Source organism: Pseudochrobactrum mosebachae, assembly GCF_048914685.1.
Taxonomy (GTDB): domain Bacteria; phylum Pseudomonadota; class Alphaproteobacteria; order Rhizobiales; family Rhizobiaceae; genus Pseudochrobactrum.
In genome coordinates this window covers 1445839-1461257 of record NZ_CP128408.1, presented here as the reverse complement: position 1 = coordinate 1461257, position 15419 = coordinate 1445839, and the positions used below count along the sequence as shown (strand labels likewise).

The 15419-nt window shown below is 50.0% G+C and carries 15 protein-coding genes; 11 read left to right on the top strand and 4 right to left on the bottom strand.

Features of this window, described 5'->3' with window-relative positions; genetic code table 11:
* Positions 1-4 precede the first annotated feature (4 nt).
* The 4 genes from MP213Fo_RS06625 (at position 5) to MP213Fo_RS06610 (ending at position 4473) form a co-directional block, all read left to right on the top strand.
* Positions 5-211, top strand: coding sequence for a hypothetical protein (locus MP213Fo_RS06625; protein WP_421090837.1), 207 nt, complete (start codon positions 5-7; stop codon positions 209-211).
* Complete coding sequence (locus MP213Fo_RS06620) at positions 208-930, top strand: ABC transporter ATP-binding protein (RefSeq protein ID WP_421090836.1); 723 nt, start codon at positions 208-210, stop codon at positions 928-930. The genes MP213Fo_RS06625 and MP213Fo_RS06620 overlap by 4 nt, the downstream gene beginning before the upstream one ends.
* Positions 927-3503, top strand: coding sequence for an ABC transporter permease (locus MP213Fo_RS06615; RefSeq protein WP_421090835.1), 2577 nt, complete (start codon positions 927-929; stop codon positions 3501-3503). Before MP213Fo_RS06620 ends, MP213Fo_RS06615 begins: the two co-directional genes overlap by 4 nt.
* Positions 3504-3741: 238 nt before the next feature.
* Complete coding sequence (locus MP213Fo_RS06610; protein ID WP_421090834.1) at positions 3742-4473, top strand: Bax inhibitor-1 family protein; 732 nt, start codon at positions 3742-3744, stop codon at positions 4471-4473.
* A 142-nt stretch (positions 4474-4615) separates the two neighbouring features.
* On the opposite strand, the gene acnA is transcribed toward MP213Fo_RS06610, so the two are convergent.
* On the bottom strand, positions 4616-7306 hold the full coding sequence (gene acnA / locus MP213Fo_RS06605; RefSeq protein ID WP_421090833.1) for an aconitate hydratase AcnA: 2691 nt from the start codon (positions 7304-7306) through the stop codon (positions 4616-4618).
* A 329-nt stretch (positions 7307-7635) separates the two neighbouring features.
* Between acnA and ccmA the strand changes: the two genes are divergently transcribed.
* The 6 genes from ccmA (at position 7636) to MP213Fo_RS06575 (ending at position 11674) form a co-directional block, all read left to right on the top strand.
* Positions 7636-8316, top strand: coding sequence for a heme ABC exporter ATP-binding protein CcmA (gene ccmA / locus MP213Fo_RS06600; RefSeq protein WP_421090832.1), 681 nt, complete (start codon positions 7636-7638; stop codon positions 8314-8316).
* On the top strand, positions 8316-8981 hold the full coding sequence (gene ccmB / locus MP213Fo_RS06595; RefSeq protein ID WP_421090831.1) for a heme exporter protein CcmB: 666 nt from the start codon (positions 8316-8318) through the stop codon (positions 8979-8981). The genes ccmA and ccmB overlap by 1 nt, the downstream gene beginning before the upstream one ends.
* A gap of 79 nt (positions 8982-9060) precedes the next feature.
* On the top strand, positions 9061-9846 hold the full coding sequence (locus MP213Fo_RS06590) for a heme ABC transporter permease (RefSeq protein WP_421091049.1): 786 nt from the start codon (positions 9061-9063) through the stop codon (positions 9844-9846).
* Positions 9843-10019: a heme exporter protein CcmD gene (ccmD, locus tag MP213Fo_RS06585; RefSeq protein ID WP_421090830.1), complete on the top strand. Its 177-nt coding sequence runs from the start codon at positions 9843-9845 to the stop codon at positions 10017-10019. Before MP213Fo_RS06590 ends, ccmD begins: the two co-directional genes overlap by 4 nt.
* Positions 10020-10021: 2 nt before the next feature.
* Entirely contained in the window at positions 10022-10633 is a 612-nt protein-coding gene (locus tag MP213Fo_RS06580) for a DsbE family thiol:disulfide interchange protein (protein WP_421090829.1), read from the top strand.
* A 102-nt stretch (positions 10634-10735) separates the two neighbouring features.
* The gene (locus MP213Fo_RS06575; RefSeq protein ID WP_421090828.1) at positions 10736-11674 is read left to right on the top strand and encodes a hypothetical protein; all 939 of its coding nucleotides are present in this window, start codon (positions 10736-10738) and stop codon (positions 11672-11674) included.
* Between the two features lie 96 nt (positions 11675-11770).
* Here the strand turns inward: MP213Fo_RS06575 and ilvD are convergent, their stop codons facing one another.
* The 3 genes from ilvD to MP213Fo_RS06560 all read right to left on the bottom strand — a co-directional run bounded on the left by ilvD (position 11771) and on the right by MP213Fo_RS06560 (position 14625).
* A complete protein-coding gene (gene ilvD, locus MP213Fo_RS06570; protein WP_421090827.1) occupies positions 11771-13615 on the bottom strand; it encodes a dihydroxy-acid dehydratase in 1845 nt (614 codons plus the stop codon).
* 264 nt (positions 13616-13879) lie between these two features.
* A complete protein-coding gene (locus tag MP213Fo_RS06565; RefSeq protein WP_421090826.1) occupies positions 13880-14116 on the bottom strand; it encodes an Lrp/AsnC ligand binding domain-containing protein in 237 nt (78 codons plus the stop codon).
* 113 nt (positions 14117-14229) lie between these two features.
* A complete protein-coding gene (locus MP213Fo_RS06560) occupies positions 14230-14625 on the bottom strand; it encodes an MliC family protein (RefSeq protein WP_421090825.1) in 396 nt (131 codons plus the stop codon).
* A gap of 279 nt (positions 14626-14904) precedes the next feature.
* On the opposite strand from MP213Fo_RS06560, the gene MP213Fo_RS06555 reads away from it, so the two are divergent.
* On the top strand, positions 14905-15324 hold the full coding sequence (locus MP213Fo_RS06555; RefSeq protein ID WP_421090824.1) for a hypothetical protein: 420 nt from the start codon (positions 14905-14907) through the stop codon (positions 15322-15324).
* Positions 15325-15419 lie beyond the last annotated feature (95 nt).

Sequence of the window (15419 nt, the reverse complement as noted above, 5' to 3'; positions counted from 1 at the left end):
TGATTTGAATCCTGCTGATACTCACGGCACTTCCGGATTTATGCCGGATATATGTAAGGCTGATAACAGTGCAGATTTACAGCCTTTTTATGGTCGCATTGATGACTATTTGTTGTATCGCACTGTACATTTGTATTTTGTAACCCCAGATACAAAAAATATGGTTTCAGGGCAGCGCGCTTTTCAGGCATTTACAGGGATTATGACGTGACAATACAACCAGGTATCGTGCTTGAAAATATTGATCTCACACTTGGTAACCATGCTGCCCGTGTGCATGTGCTCAATAATATTTCCCTTAAAATACAAAGCGGAGAATCCGTCGGTATTGTCGGTCCTTCGGGCTCCGGCAAATCCACATTGCTGATGGTGCTGGCTGGACTTGAAAAAGTTGATAGCGGCAAAGTGCTCATAAATGGCGAGCGTATCGACCGGATGAGCGAGGATCAGGCGGCAACATTTCGCGGTCGCAATATCGGTATTGTATTCCAGTCTTTTCATCTGATCCCCAATATGACTGCTCTTGAAAATGTTGCGGTGCCGCTGGAGCTCGCAGGCCGTGATGATGCTTTTGCTGTCGCGGAACAGGCTTTGCACTCGGTCGGTCTCGGGCATCGGCTGACACATTATCCTTCAGCACTATCAGGCGGTGAGCAGCAGCGTGTGGCGATTGCCCGCGCCCTTGCACCAAAGCCGGCTATTTTGATTGCCGATGAACCAACGGGTAATCTGGACAGTGAAACCGGTCGCCAGATCGCGGACTTGTTGTTTGATAAGCAGCGTGAATACGGGCTGACACTGGTTTTAGTCACCCATGATCCGGTTTTAGCCGCACGGTGTGAACGTGAAATTCAGGTGCGTTCCGGCCAGATCGCTTCAGCTACATCATTGCGCAAAGATCAGGTTACACCAGCGGAAGCCGCCCAATGAGCGCGGTTCAACAGAAAAAATCTGCCTCGTTTTTACTGGCATTACGTTTTGCCCTGCGGGAGATGCGTGGCGGGCTGACCGGCTTTTATATTTTCCTCGGATGCATTGCGCTCGGTGTGGCTGCTATCGGCGGTGTTAATTCTGTTGCCCGCTCCATTGCCGACGGGCTGGCAGTTGAAGGCCAGGCCATTCTTGGCGGTGATGTGAGTTTTATGCTCAACCAGCGCGAAGTGAATGAAGATGAGCGGAATTTTCTGACAAAGCAGGGCGTGGTTTCTGAAAATATCACCATGCGCTCGATGGTGCGTTTGCCTGATGGTTCCGATCAGGCGCTGGTTGAGGTTAAGGCTGTCGATCAGGCATATCCGCTTTATGGTGCTTTGAAACTGGAGCCTGATTTACCGCAGCAGGCAAGGTTTGCCTTGCAGGATGGTGCTTATGGGGCGGCTGTTTCACAAATATTGCTTGACCGTTTGGGCTTGAAACTTGGCGATCAGATATTGCTTGGCTCAGTAAAATTTGCACTGCGTGCTGTTATCGATACCGAGCCGGATATGCTGGGCTCGGGCATGGCGCTCGCACCACGTTTTCTGACCTCAAATGAAGCTTTACGTGCTTCAGGCCTTATTCAGCCCGGTAGTCTGATCCATTATATTTATAAAATTGCATTGCCGGATACGGCGCAGGCTGGCGCGCAGGATACGCGTCTGAAGCAGATTGAGACCGAGGCTGAAAAAAACTTTCCCCAAGCCGGTTGGAATATTCGTAACCGTACCAATGCTGCACCGGTTTTGGCGGCCAATATCGAACGATTTTCGCAGTTTCTTACCCTTGTTGGCCTCACCTCGCTGATCATTGGTGGTGTGGGTGTTGCTAATGCTGTGCGCAGTTTTCTTGAAGCTAAGCGCTCGGTGATTGCGACGTTTAAATCGCTCGGCGCTTCTTCTGATTTTGTGGTGCTGATTTATCTCTGCCAGATTATAGCACTGGCTCTGGTTGGTATCGTAGCGGGGCTGCTGCTCTCGGTGGCTTTAAGTGCCGGTGCTGTTTATGGCTTGTCATCCTATCTGCCGGTTGGAGCTGGGCTGAAGCTTTATCCGCAGGCATTGTTGCTAGCTACGGCCTTCGGCATGATTACCACGTTGATTTTTGCCATCCTGCCTTTGGGGCGTGCGCGGGTTATTCCGGCTACGGCGCTGTTTCGTCAAAAAGGGTTTGATGAGAGCGGCTGGCCACCTTTGCTATATAGCCTGACCGCAGGAGCATTACTGCTGGTGCTGATCGGACTGGTAATGATGTTCGTTGATGATCAGCGCATTGCCGGCGTGTTTATTGTCGGCGCAGTTGCGGCCTTCATCATCTTGCGGGGGGTCTCTTATGTGCTGCGCTTTCTGGCACGCCGCGCGCCACGGTTTCGCTCACCGGCTTTGCGGCTGGCGATTGGGAACATTCACCGGCCGGGCGCGCTGACGCCCTCAGTCGTGCTGTCTTTAGGCTTGGGGCTCACGCTGGTTGTGGCGCTGGCTATGGTTGATGGTAATCTGCGCCGCCAAATCACACAAAGCCTGCCCGCTCATGCGCCAAATTTCTTTTTTGTCGATATTCAAAATACTGAGATTGACGGTTTCCGCGACCTTCTTGCCAAAACTGCACCTGAGGGCAAGGTGGTGAGTGCCGCTATGTTGCGTGGCCGGATTGTGGCGCTGAATGGTATTGATGTTGATAAAGTCAATGTGCCGCCGCAGGGCGAATGGGTACTGCGTGGTGACCGCGGTATTACCTATGCCAAAAATCTGCCTGAAAATTCAACGCTGACACAAGGTACTTGGTGGCCTGCAGATTATAGCGGGGAGCCGCTGGTGTCGTTTGCCGCCAAAGAGGCCGAGGAGCTTGGCCTTAAAATTGGTGATACATTGACGGTGAATGTGCTTGGCCGCAACATGACAGCTAAAATTGCTAATTTCCGTCAGGTGCAGTGGGAAACACTGGCGATCAATTTTGTTATGGTCTTCTCGCCCAATACATTTACCGGCGCGCCGCATTCATGGCTGGCTACGCTGACAGATGCCTCAGCCATTCCTGCGCAAGAGGCAACCGTGCTGCGTGAGATTACGCAGGCTTTTCCGAGTGTAACATCGGTACGTGTCAAAGATGCGATTGAAGTAGCCAATGATCTGATTGGCCAGCTGGCAACGGCTATCCGCTGGGCTGCATCGGTTGGTCTGCTCGCCGCTATTCTGGTTTTGGCCGGTGCGCTCGCCGCCGGTAACCGTGCAAGACAGCATGATGCAGTGGTGTTGAAGACACTGGGTGCCACACGCCTGACACTTATCCGTGCTTTTATTTATGAATATGCATTGCTGGGCTTGGCAACGGCGGTTTTCGCGCTGGCTGCTGGAAGTCTTGCTGCATGGTTTGTTGTGGTGCGTTTGATGAATTTACAAATGCGCATGCTGCCGGACGTGGCGTTTTTCACAGTGTTTACCGCGCTGGTGCTGACAGTTGGTTTCGGTCTTGCCGGTACATGGCGGGTGCTGGGGCAAAAGGCTGGTACGGTTTTGCGTGAGTTGTAAGTATATAATTGGCACTGCAAATTTATCTAAAACGCTTTTGATGATAAAACAGGCTTAAAAAATGATGCTTTTTAGCGGTTTGGTCTTGTTTTAGGAGGTCAAAATAACCATTATATCAGGCAGGCATGCTGGGGTTCCGCCAGCGGCGCCTGGGGAGTGCTTGTCATGGATCTTTTAGAGTGACGGATTCTTTATATTGGCCCCCTGACACCGGACGGAACAAGGCAAGAGGAATATTATGGTAGATTTTCGTAATGTACAGGCGCAGAGCCCGGTCGGAGCGCGCGACGCCGCAGCTATCGATCAGGGGCTGCGCTCATATATGCTTGGCGTTTATAATATGATGGCGATTGGTCTGGCCGTTACCGGTCTGGCTGCACTCGGCACATCTTATCTCGCTATGAACAATCCGGCCTTTGCACAAATTATGTATGGCAGCCCGCTGAAATGGGTCGTAATGCTTGCGCCATTAGCTGCCGTATTTTTCTTGAGTTTCCGTATTGAGCGCATGAGCGTTGCCACTGCACAGCTGACATTCTGGGTTTATGCCGGTCTGGTTGGTCTGTCGCTGTCATCGATCTTCCTGATCTTTACCGGCGAGAGCATTGTACGCACATTTTTCATTACCGCGGCTTCCTTTGGTGCCCTGTCGCTTTATGGCTACACCACCAAGCGTGATCTGTCGGCAATGGGTTCGTTCCTGATGATGGGTCTGTTCGGCCTGATCATCGCCTCTGTTGTTAATATCTTCCTCGGCTCTTCTGCTTTGCAGTTTGCTGTATCGGTTCTTGGTGTTCTGATCTTTGCAGGTCTTACCGCTTATGACACACAGCAGATCAAGGAAATGTATTACGAAGGCGATGCATCTGATGCGATGGGTCGTAAGATTGTTATGGGCGCATTGCGTCTTTACCTCGACTTCATCAACATGTTCATGTTCTTGCTCAACTTCATGGGTAACCGCGAATAGTCTTTAAGATTGATAACTGAAATGCGAAGGGCAGCCGTGAGGCTGCCCTTTTTGTTTGCTTGTGCATATTGAGTTATATTGGGTAATAAAAAAGCCGCCGGATTATCCGGCGGCTTTTTCAATCGGTGTTTTTTTACAGAGCTTATGCTTTGGCAAGCTCACGAAGAACGGTCTGCAGAATGCCGCCGTTTTTCATATAGTCCAGCTCATCCAGCGTATCGATACGGCAGATCAATGGAACCTGCTTCACGGTGCCGTCAGCATATGTAATGGTGGCATTGGTGACCTGACGCGGACGAATGTCTGCCAGACCTTCAATGGTTACCACTTCATCACCCTTGAGGCCGAGTGACTGCCAGCTGGTGCCATCTTCAAACACGAATGGCACAATACCCATGCCGACAAGGTTTGAACGGTGAATACGCTCAAATGACTGCGAAATCACAGCCTTGACGCCGAGCAGGTTGGTGCCCTTTGCAGCCCAGTCGCGCGACGAGCCGTTACCATATTCTACACCGGCAAACACAACCAATGGCACGCCCTCAGTTTTATACTGCATTGCTGCATCATAAATTGAGGTTTCTTCCTTGCTTGGATAATGGATGGTGTAGCCACCTTCACGGCCGTTTTCGCCGAGCATGTGGTTACGGATACGGATATTGGCGAATGTACCGCGCATCATCACTTCGTGATTACCGCGACGGGTGCCGTACTGGTTGAAATCTGCAATCGCAACACCGTTGTCGATGAGATATTTACCGGCAGGAGACTGTGCCTTGATCGAACCGGCAGGTGAAATATGGTCGGTTGTAATCTTATCGCCGAACAGGCCGAGGATGCGGGCACCCTTGATGTCAGCGATTGTACCAGCCGATTTGCCCATGCCCACAAAGTAAGGCGGGTTCTGCACATAGGTTGAATTATCATCCCATGCGTAGGTTTCACCAGCAGGTACCTGAACAGCCTGCCAGTTTTCATCACCCTTGAACACGTCGGCATATTTTTCCGAGAAAATTTTACGCGTAACGTTTTTGGCAATGAAGTCCTGAATTTCAGCTGACGAAGGCCAGATGTCACGCAGGAACACTGGATTACCGTCTTTGTCTTCACCAAGCGGCTCGATTGTCAGGTCTTTGGTCACTGTACCGGCCAGAGCATGCGCAACAACCAGTGGCGGGGATGCCAGATAGTTAGCCTGAACGTCTGGTGATACGCGGCCTTCAAAGTTACGGTTGCCGGAAAGTACCGCAGCACCGATCAGACCCTTATCATTGATGGTCTTGGAGATTGGCGCCGGCAGTGGTCCGGAGTTGCCGATACATGTCGTGCAACCAAAACCAACAAGGTTGAAGCCAAGCGCATCAAGCTCTTTCTGCAGGCCTGCGGATTCAAGATAGGCCGCAACAACCTGAGAACCCGGAGCCAGGGAGGTTTTAACCCAAGGCTTGGTTTTCAAGCCTTTGGCAACAGCATTACGCGCCAGAAGACCAGCCGCAATCAGCACGCTCGGATTCGAGGTGTTGGTGCAGGATGTAATCGCAGCAATAACCACATCACCATGGCCGAGATCGTAATCTTCGCCTTCAACCGCATAGCGGGCGTTCTGACCGGTGGTCTTTTTATATTCGGTTTCGAGCGATGTCGCAAAACCTGCAGCAATACCTTCGAGCGGAATGCGGCCTTCAGGACGCTTAGGGCCAGCCATTGATGGTACAACTTCAGCCATATCCAGCTCAAGAATATCGGTGAAGACCGGATCATTGCTGTCTGCTTCACGCCACATACCCTGTGCACGGGAATAGGCTTCAACCAGCGCAATACGATGTTCGTCGCGGCCGGTTGTGTGCATGTAGTTGAGGGTTTCTTTATCGATCGGGAAGAAACCACAGGTCGCGCCGTATTCAGGGCCCATATTGGCAATGGTTGCGCGATCGGCAAGGGTCATATTGTCGAGGCCCGGACCAAAGAACTCAACAAACTTACCAACAACGCCTTTTTTACGCAGCATCTGGGTAACTGTGAGCACGAGATCGGTTGCGGTCACGCCTTCTTTGACCTTACCGGTCAGCTTGAAGCCGATAACTTCCGGCAGCAACATCGAAACCGGCTGGCCGAGCATGGAAGCTTCAGCTTCAATACCACCAACACCCCAGCCAAGAACGCCAAGGCCATTGATCATTGTAGTGTGTGAGTCTGTGCCCACGCATGTGTCAGGATAAGCGGTGGTTACGCCGTCTTCTTCTTTGGTCCACACGCCCTGCGCCAGATATTCAAGATTAACCTGATGACAGATGCCTGTGCCCGGAGGAACAACACGGAAATTCTGGAATGCCTGCTGGCCCCATTTCAGGAAGCGATAACGCTCGGCATTGCGCTGATATTCAAGATCAACGTTGTTTTTGAAAGCCTGCGGTTTGCCGAATTCATCAACGATCACCGAGTGATCAATCACGAGATCAACAGGTACCAGCGGGTTAATCTGGTCGGCTTTACCGCCGAGTGAAACCATGGCATCGCGCATGGCTGCAAGGTCAACAACTGCAGGAACACCGGTAAAGTCCTGCATCAATACGCGTGCCGGACGATAGGCGATTTCTGCGCCGGCTGAACCGCGATCTGCAAGCCATTTGGCGACATTGATAATATCGGCTTTTTTGACACTGCGGTCGTCTTCAAAGCGCAGAAGATTTTCAAGCAGAACCTTCATCGAGAAAGGAAGTTTTGATACGCCTTCAAGACCGTTTTTTTCGGCTTCGGTCAGGCTGTAATAAACATAGTCTTTACCGTCGACGCTAAGCGTCTTACGGCATTTGAAACTATCGATGTGAGACACGATGTTCGTCCTTCATGCTACTGGCCGGAAAACCAGGACGAACGCCTATGCATGCGTTTCAAGGACGCGCTTAGGTGCGGGTGCAGTCATTTCCGCTGTCCGTCCCGAGGCTTGTGTTACTAAAACGTCAAGCTTTAGAGATCGGCCAAAAATGGTTTCCACGCCGACCGCTGGCATGGTAGCTGCTATATAGGCATTTTTTTAAAACTGTTCCAGACTATTATTCGGCAAAACAGCCCGGTTGCGTCGAAATGTTGCGGCTTGTTTTTTGTTCGTTGCTGCTAGTGAAACCGGTAAAATATGCAAGAAATTAAGGTATCGGAGGCCATATGCGGCTTGTAGCTGAAAATCTGAGTGGTGAGCGCGGTGAGAACCTGCTGTTCAACTCTGTGTGCGCAAGTCTGCAAAGTCATCAGGCACTGATCATTACCGGAGCGAATGGCACCGGAAAATCCACATTGCTGCGAATCATTGCCGGTCTTTTGCCCGCTTTACATGGTTCAGTCTGGCTTGAAGGTGAGGACGGTGATCTGCCGGTTGCAACCTGCAGTCATTATTTGAGTGCGCTTAATGCGATGAAGCCTGCACTCACTGTGTATGAAAACCTGAAATTCTGGCAGGATTTTCACGGCAATCCGCTCTGCACTATTGATGAGGCGCTCGAGATTGTCGGCCTCTTTAATATTGACCATCTGCCTTATGGTTATTTGTCGACAGGGCAAAAGCGCCGCGTGAGCATCGCCACGCTGTTATGTTCGCACCGTGCTTTATGGCTGCTTGATGAGCCGACCTCAGGGCTGGATTTGCAAGCACAGGCAATGTTTGCCGGCGTGATGCGCGATCATTTACAAAAAGGGGGCATGATCGTGGCGGTGACGCATATTACACTCGGGCTGGAAGAGGGCAGTGCAATAGATGAGGTGCGCATAAAGCATTTGCGATTGGAAGATTATTTACCGCAAGATCAGGATGCGGGTAATCTGGACGCTGAACTGCAGGGTTGGTCATAATGAAGGCACTGTTCTGGCGTGATTTACGCATAGCGATCCGTGCCGGTGGCGGCGCTCTGGTTGGCATTTTGTTTTATCTGGCTGTGGCGGCGGTGGTGCCTTTTGCCGTCGGGCCTGATCTTAAATTACTAGCGCGTATCGGCCCCGCAATGTTGTGGCTGGGGGCGTTGCTGGCGGTTTTGCTCGGTCTTGACCGGCTGTTTCAGGCTGATCGTGAAGATGGCTCGCTGGATATTATGATCATGGCGCGCGAGCAGCATTTTCTGACACTGACAGTGGTTGTGAAGTGTCTGGCACATTGGGTGGCGACCGTGCTGCCGCTGGTTTTGGCAGCGCCGTTTCTGGGGCTGATCATGAATATGGAGCCCATTGCAATTCTTGCCACCACGCTTACTTTGCTGATTGGCACGCCGGCTGTTATCTTTATCGGAGCATTGGGGGCGGCTTTGGCGGTTTCGATGCCGCGCGGCGGTTTGCTGGTCTCGGTCATGATCCTGCCACTTACCATTCCGGTGCTGATTTTCGGGGTCTCTGCTTCTTATGGCGCCGTAACTGACAATGCCGCTTTTGTTACGCCATTGTTGATGCTCGCCGCAAATACGTTGATAGCAGCAATAATCGGACCATTGGCCGCAGCCTTCGCGTTGAAAATTTCAACTGATTAAACGATAGACTATTGCTCATAAAAATGTGCAGGTACTCATGAATAAACGACCATCACCAACTGAGCAAAAAACGAGCGCTATGGTTTCCCCGCGCCGGTTTCAGGCTTTGCTCGATCTGGCTAATCCCACGCGGTTTTTGAGCTTGAGCGCAAAACTGTTGCCGTGGCTTGCCGGGCTAACAGTGTTGTTGCTGATTGCCGGTTTTGCTATGGTGTGGATGTCGCCGGAAGATTATCAGCAAAAGCTCACCGTCAAAATTATGTATATTCACGTGCCTTTCGCGTGGCTGTCGATGATGTGCTACACGGTGATGACACTTGCGGCGCTTGGTACGCTTGTGTGGCGCCATCCGCTGGCTGATGTTTCAGCCAAGGCTGCGGCACCGCTGGGCGCCATGTTTACAGCACTCGCATTGGTAACCGGTTCGCTCTGGGGCAAGCCGATGTGGGGTACATGGTGGGTGTGGGATGCGCGGCTGACCTCGGTTTTCATTCTGTTTTTGATGTATCTCGGCATTATTGCGCTGACCCGCGCGATGGATGATCAGGCCAAGGCTGCGCGCGCAACCGCAGTGCTGACTTTGGTAGGCTTTATCAATATTCCGATCATCAAATTCTCGGTGGATTGGTGGAATACGCTGCATCAGCCGGCTTCTGTGCTGCGCGCAGACGGCCCAGCCATGCCGCCAAGCATGCTTTATCCGTTGCTGGTGATGGCGCTGGCAATGACGATGCTGTTTTTTACGCTGCATTTGATGGCCATGCGCAATGAGATTTTCAGCCGCCGGATTGCCGCAATGCGCAAGATTGCCGCGCGCAGTGCCGAGCGGCAAAGTCGTCACACCCGGACGGGAGAAACAGCATGAGCCATTTAACTTATGTCATGCTGGCCTATGGGATTTCGGCGGTAGTGGTGCTGGCGATTTTGGCATGGATTGTGCTTACGCAAAACAATCTGCAGGCAGAAATGACACGCCTTGAAAAACAAGGTATTCGTCGCCGTTCACAACAGACCACCGCTCCTGAAAAGGCAGACTAATCATGACGGATCCGGTTGAACCGCTGGCTACTGAGGCCACAGAGCCACATAAGAATAAACGCGTTCTGGCGGCGCTTTTGCCTTTGATTATCTTTGCGGCCTTGGCCGGATTATTCACATGGCAGTTGATGAGTGGCCATAATGCACAGGAAATTCCGTCTGCACTGATTGGCAGAGCTGCCCCTGAGACTAATTTGCCGCAACTTGAAGGCCTGCTACAGGCTGATGGCAGCCAGACACCGGGATTACGCGCCGCTGATTTTAAGGGGCAGGTCACACTCGTGAATGTCTGGGCATCATGGTGCGTGCCATGCCGTGAAGAGCATCCGCAATTGATGAAACTGGCACAGGATAAGCGCTTTCGTCTGGTGGGCCTGAATTATAAAGACAAGCCTGATAATGCGCGCGAGTTTCTGCAAAGCCTCGGTAATCCTTACGCCGCAGTAGGCGCAGATAGCTCTGGTCGCGGCGGTATTGACTGGGGTGTGTATGGCGTGCCTGAAACCTTTATAGTCAACCGTGAGGGCAAAATTGTCTATAAATTTGTCGGGCCGTTGGATGATGAGAGTCTTAATAATACCTTTATGTTAGAATTAGATCGTAATTTTAAGTAATAGTTATTTATTTTTGTAAGAAATAGTTCTATTTTATGTAATGATTTTAATGTGTAAATTTATTTGTAACTTAATATTGTGTATAATTTATAGAGGTGGATTATGAATTTTAAAATAAAATATATTGTATCGTTCATTTTGTGTTATATTGGTGTAATTTCTTTTGCTCATGCATCAGCCTCTCTCCCCAATAATACTATGAGGCCATCACAAGTGCCTGAAAATTATGTTGTCACGCCCTTTGGTTATTTTCATCCCAGCTGTGTGAATAAAATAAATAATGATGAGGTCGTTGCTCCTGGATTAAGTATTGAAAAAAATGGCAAGGAGGTTAGACGGCTGGAAAAATGCCTTTTTTCGAGTTTTTCAAAGCAGGGTCAGGAAAGGCATGTTGATTCTACTGCATCAATACATGATGGATGGCAAATATCTTCCAGTTATTCTTTGGATGGCGACTTAGGTTATCTAACTGCTGTATGGACGGTTCCTTCGGATCCTGTAATTAATCAAGGGCAAACATTGTATTTCTTCCCTGGCGTTGAGCAAAATCCAGTTATTTCAATTTTACAGCCGGTTCTGGGGTGGAATCAGTTAGGCAGGCCTGGTTGGACGTTAGCCAGCTGGAATTGTTGCGAACGAGGTACGGTCACTCACTCTGAGCCAGTGAAAACCTCTGCGGGGGAAACCAATGAGGGGAAGATATACTATGATGACAATTTAAACGGTTATTATATACAGTCTTTTGTAAACCCCTTTACCTCTTCAAAAGTAATGACGCAGCTTGGGACACGTCATTACAATAGGCCTGTAAATTGGGTATTAGGTGGTGTTATGGAGAGTTATCATGTTGCGTCATGTGATGCATTGCCGGCGGATGGGGCTTTTATTTTTGGTACGGTAAGTGTATATGATAGAAAAGATAATCTAGTAACTAAAAATTTTAAAACTCATCTGAATCACGGCGATAATTGCAATTATAAAGCAAGTGTAAGTAGTAGTAAATTTCCAGATATAAAGTTTACTTTCTCAAATGATAAATGACGTTATAGTCTTGTAAATATTATTTTCTGAAACTGCCTCAAGAGGCTTCCTTCTCATGAGATGAAGAAAGCCTCTTGTATTCTATAATCTTGAACTTTACTCAGGTACATGCCTTACAGCACCCTTAGCAGCACTTGTTGCCATGGAGGCATAGGCTTTGAGAGCGGTTGTGACTTTGCGCTTGCGCACTTCGGTAGGCTTCCAAGCGGCGATGCCTTTGGCTTCCATCTCAGCGCGGCGTGTTGCCAGCACGGCATCATCAACAGCCAGATGAATTTTGCGGTTCGGAATGTCGATCTCGATCAGATCGCCTTCTTCAACCAGACCGATAAGTCCGCCTTCCGCCGCTTCCGGTGAAACATGACCAATCGACAGGCCGGATGAACCACCGGAGAAGCGGCCATCAGTAATCAGCGCGCAAGCTTTGCCGAGACCCTTCGACTTCAGATAGCTGGTTGGATAGAGCATTTCCTGCATGCCGGGGCCGCCGCGCGGGCCTTCATAGCGGATCAGCACGATATCGCCTTCTTTGACCTTGCCATTGAGAATGGCGAGAACGGATGAATCCTGACTTTCGAAGATACGCGCTTTGCCGGAGAATGTCAGAATGCTGTCATCCACACCTGCGGTTTTAACAATGCAGCCGTCTTCTGCAAGATTGCCGTAAAGCACTGCCAAGCCGCCATCCTGTGAGAAAGCGTGTTCTTTTGTGCGGATAACGCCATTTTCGCGGTCGGTATCTACGCTGTCAAAATAACGGTTCTGGCTGAAGGCAACCTGTGTTGGTACGCCGCCCGGCGCCGCGCGGAAAAATTCGTGCACGCTCTCATCGGCAGTGCGTTTCACGTCCCATTTATCCAGCGCATTTTTCAAAGTGCCGGAATGGATGGAGCCCGCATCGGTGTTGAGCAGACCCGCACGGTCAAGCTCACCAAGAATACCCATAATCCCGCCGGCACGATGCACATCTTCCATATGCACATTGGCAATGGCAGGGGCAACCTTACACAGCACCGGAACTTTGCGCGACAGACGGTCGATATCGGACATGGTAAAGTCCATTTCCGCTTCATGTGCCGCTGCGAGCAAATGCAGTACAGTATTAGTGGAGCCGCCCATGGCGATATCCAGTGTCATGGCATTTTCAAAGGCTGCAAAGCTGGCAATAGCGCGCGGCAGCACGCTTTCATCATTGCCTTCATAATGACGCTTGCAGAGATCAACAATCAAACGGCCGGCTTCCAGAAACAGTTCTTTACGAGCCGCATGGGTTGCGAGTGTCGATCCGTTGCCCGGCAGTGACAAACCAAGTGCTTCAGTCAGGCAGTTCATCGAGTTGGCGGTGAACATACCGGAGCAGGAGCCGCAAGTCGGGCAGGCGGAGCGCTCAATCGCGTCAACCTCTTCGTCAGTATATTTGTCGTCAGCGGCTGCAACCATGGCATCTACCAGATCAAGCTTCTTCTCGACATCGCCCCAGACAACTTTACCAGCTTCCATCGGGCCGCCGGAAACAAACACAACTGGAATATTGAGGCGGAGAGCTGCCATCAGCATGCCCGGTGTGATCTTGTCACAATTGGAAATGCACACCATGGCATCGGCGCAATGGGCATTGACCATATATTCAACAGAATCTGCAATGATCTCACGCGATGGCAGCGAGTAGAGCATGCCGTCATGCCCCATAGCGATACCGTCATCCACCGCAATAGTGTTGAACTCCTTGGCAACACCGCCGGCTTTTTCAATTTCACGGGCAACCATCTGGCCGAGATCTTTAAGATGCACGTGACCCGGTACAAACTGGGTGAAGGAATTGACCACAGCAATAATCGGTTTGCCGAAATCACCGTCCTTCATGCCTGTGGCGCGCCAAAGGCCGCGCGCACCCGCCATATTGCGGCCGTGGGTGGAAGTTCTTGAGCGATAGGCTGGCATGGACATATTCCCTTGTGCATCAACAGCACTGTAAAACCGCGTTTTGCAGCAACAACAGGCCAGAAGTTACAAAAACGTAAGTGTATCTTGTCAGATATGTCTTACAGTACCCGTGCGTACGGTGCAAAGCACAAATTGCCTCACATCAAAAATTCTCTGCTTGAGACAATGAGCGTGCTGCATAAATAACACTGTAAATAAAAACAGGGCATTTCGCCCTGAATCTATCAGCGAAAATGCCCTGTTCTATCGTTATAAAACGGCTTAAAATGCTGTAAAAGTCAGTGTTGTCAGCGAGCGCACAATGCCGGGAATTGTCAGCACATTATCATTGATAAATTTGCCGATATCATCGCTTTCCTGAATATAGATTTTCATCAACAGGTCGTAATCGCCGCTTGTTGAATAAAGCTCCGAGGCAATTTCGCGTTTATAAAGCGCATCGGCTACTTCATAGGTTTTGCCCGGGCTGCACTGAATTTGCAGAAATACTGGCTTCATCTCACATCTTTCCTGTAAGAGAACGGGTGATAAAATTTATGGCGTTATCGGAACGTCCATCTGTGAGCACAAATAGCAGTACTGCCCTGCTATGGGTAGAGCCGTTTTAAGATTTAGTCTTGCTCAGGAGTATTGGCTTTGTTCACGCAATTGCTCAGCAAAACCTGTTCTTCAGCGGTGTGGTCGGCTTCCATATATGACAAAACGCCTTCGCCGCCTTTGGTATGCCAGCGGTAGCTGTCCTGCTCGTCATAGGCAACATAGCGCGCACCTGAACCGCTGACAGCGATACGCATTGGCACTAATTTGCCTTCCGTGAAGAGCACAGCCATAGCTTCGTCATTTTTCAAGTTGTTAATATAGACAACTTGTAATTCGACATTACGCTCGCAAATATAGGTCTCAACAGGAGGCTGAGATGCCGCAGCGATATCTTGTGCCATGGTGATACCGGTAAAACCGACAAGTGCAAAACCGGCAGAAAGAGTAGTGGTGATTGCTTTGCGCATCAGCTGATCCTTTGGTTATAGAACTATCATGCAGGAACCTGATTTGCATGATTCCAAACACTGTTTTTTATGCTGTTATGTCTCATAAAAACCGTATCCGACATAATTAAGATAGGCTACGAGAGTTATTTTAAAAGCCAGTTCAGGAGAAGGTTTTGGACGTATGCAGACGCCTAAACGGGGAAATCAATCCATCGGACTCATTTCTATTGCCGCTTTGTTCAATTTGAAGCAGCTTTAAAACCAATAAACAGAGCTCTGGAAAAGGTATTTTATCGCGTGTTCGTAAAAAGTTTTACATCGCATCTGAAATTATGCCGTTTGGCTGCCGTTCTCGCAGTCGCTTTGCTCGCCGGTTGTGCGGGCGTGAATTATGTTCAGCAGAAATATCAGGGCCTGCCCTCAATTGAATTTGTTGGCCAAAGCGGCACAAATTACCGGATTGTTGATAATCAGCAGGAAAGCCGGCTGTTAATCGGCCCCGGACTGGCCGGTTCTGCGACGCAGAATTTTGTCAAAGGATTTTCGACTGGGTCTGGTTTGGGTGTTACCCCGCCGGTGGTGTTTCGCGATGTGGCTGAAGAATATCTCAAATCGACCGGCAAGCGCTGCGAGACCCGTGATGTGACACTGGTCGTAGACCCTTATTATGAGGTGCGCTATAAATGCAGCCTGCGCAGTCCGCGAATGGCTTATTAGGATTGCCTTATAAAACGGCTTTGGCAAATGAGGATTTTTATTTTACACTGCACTCATTGGTGAAAGAATATTTCTTTTGGCGCGGAGTATTGAGG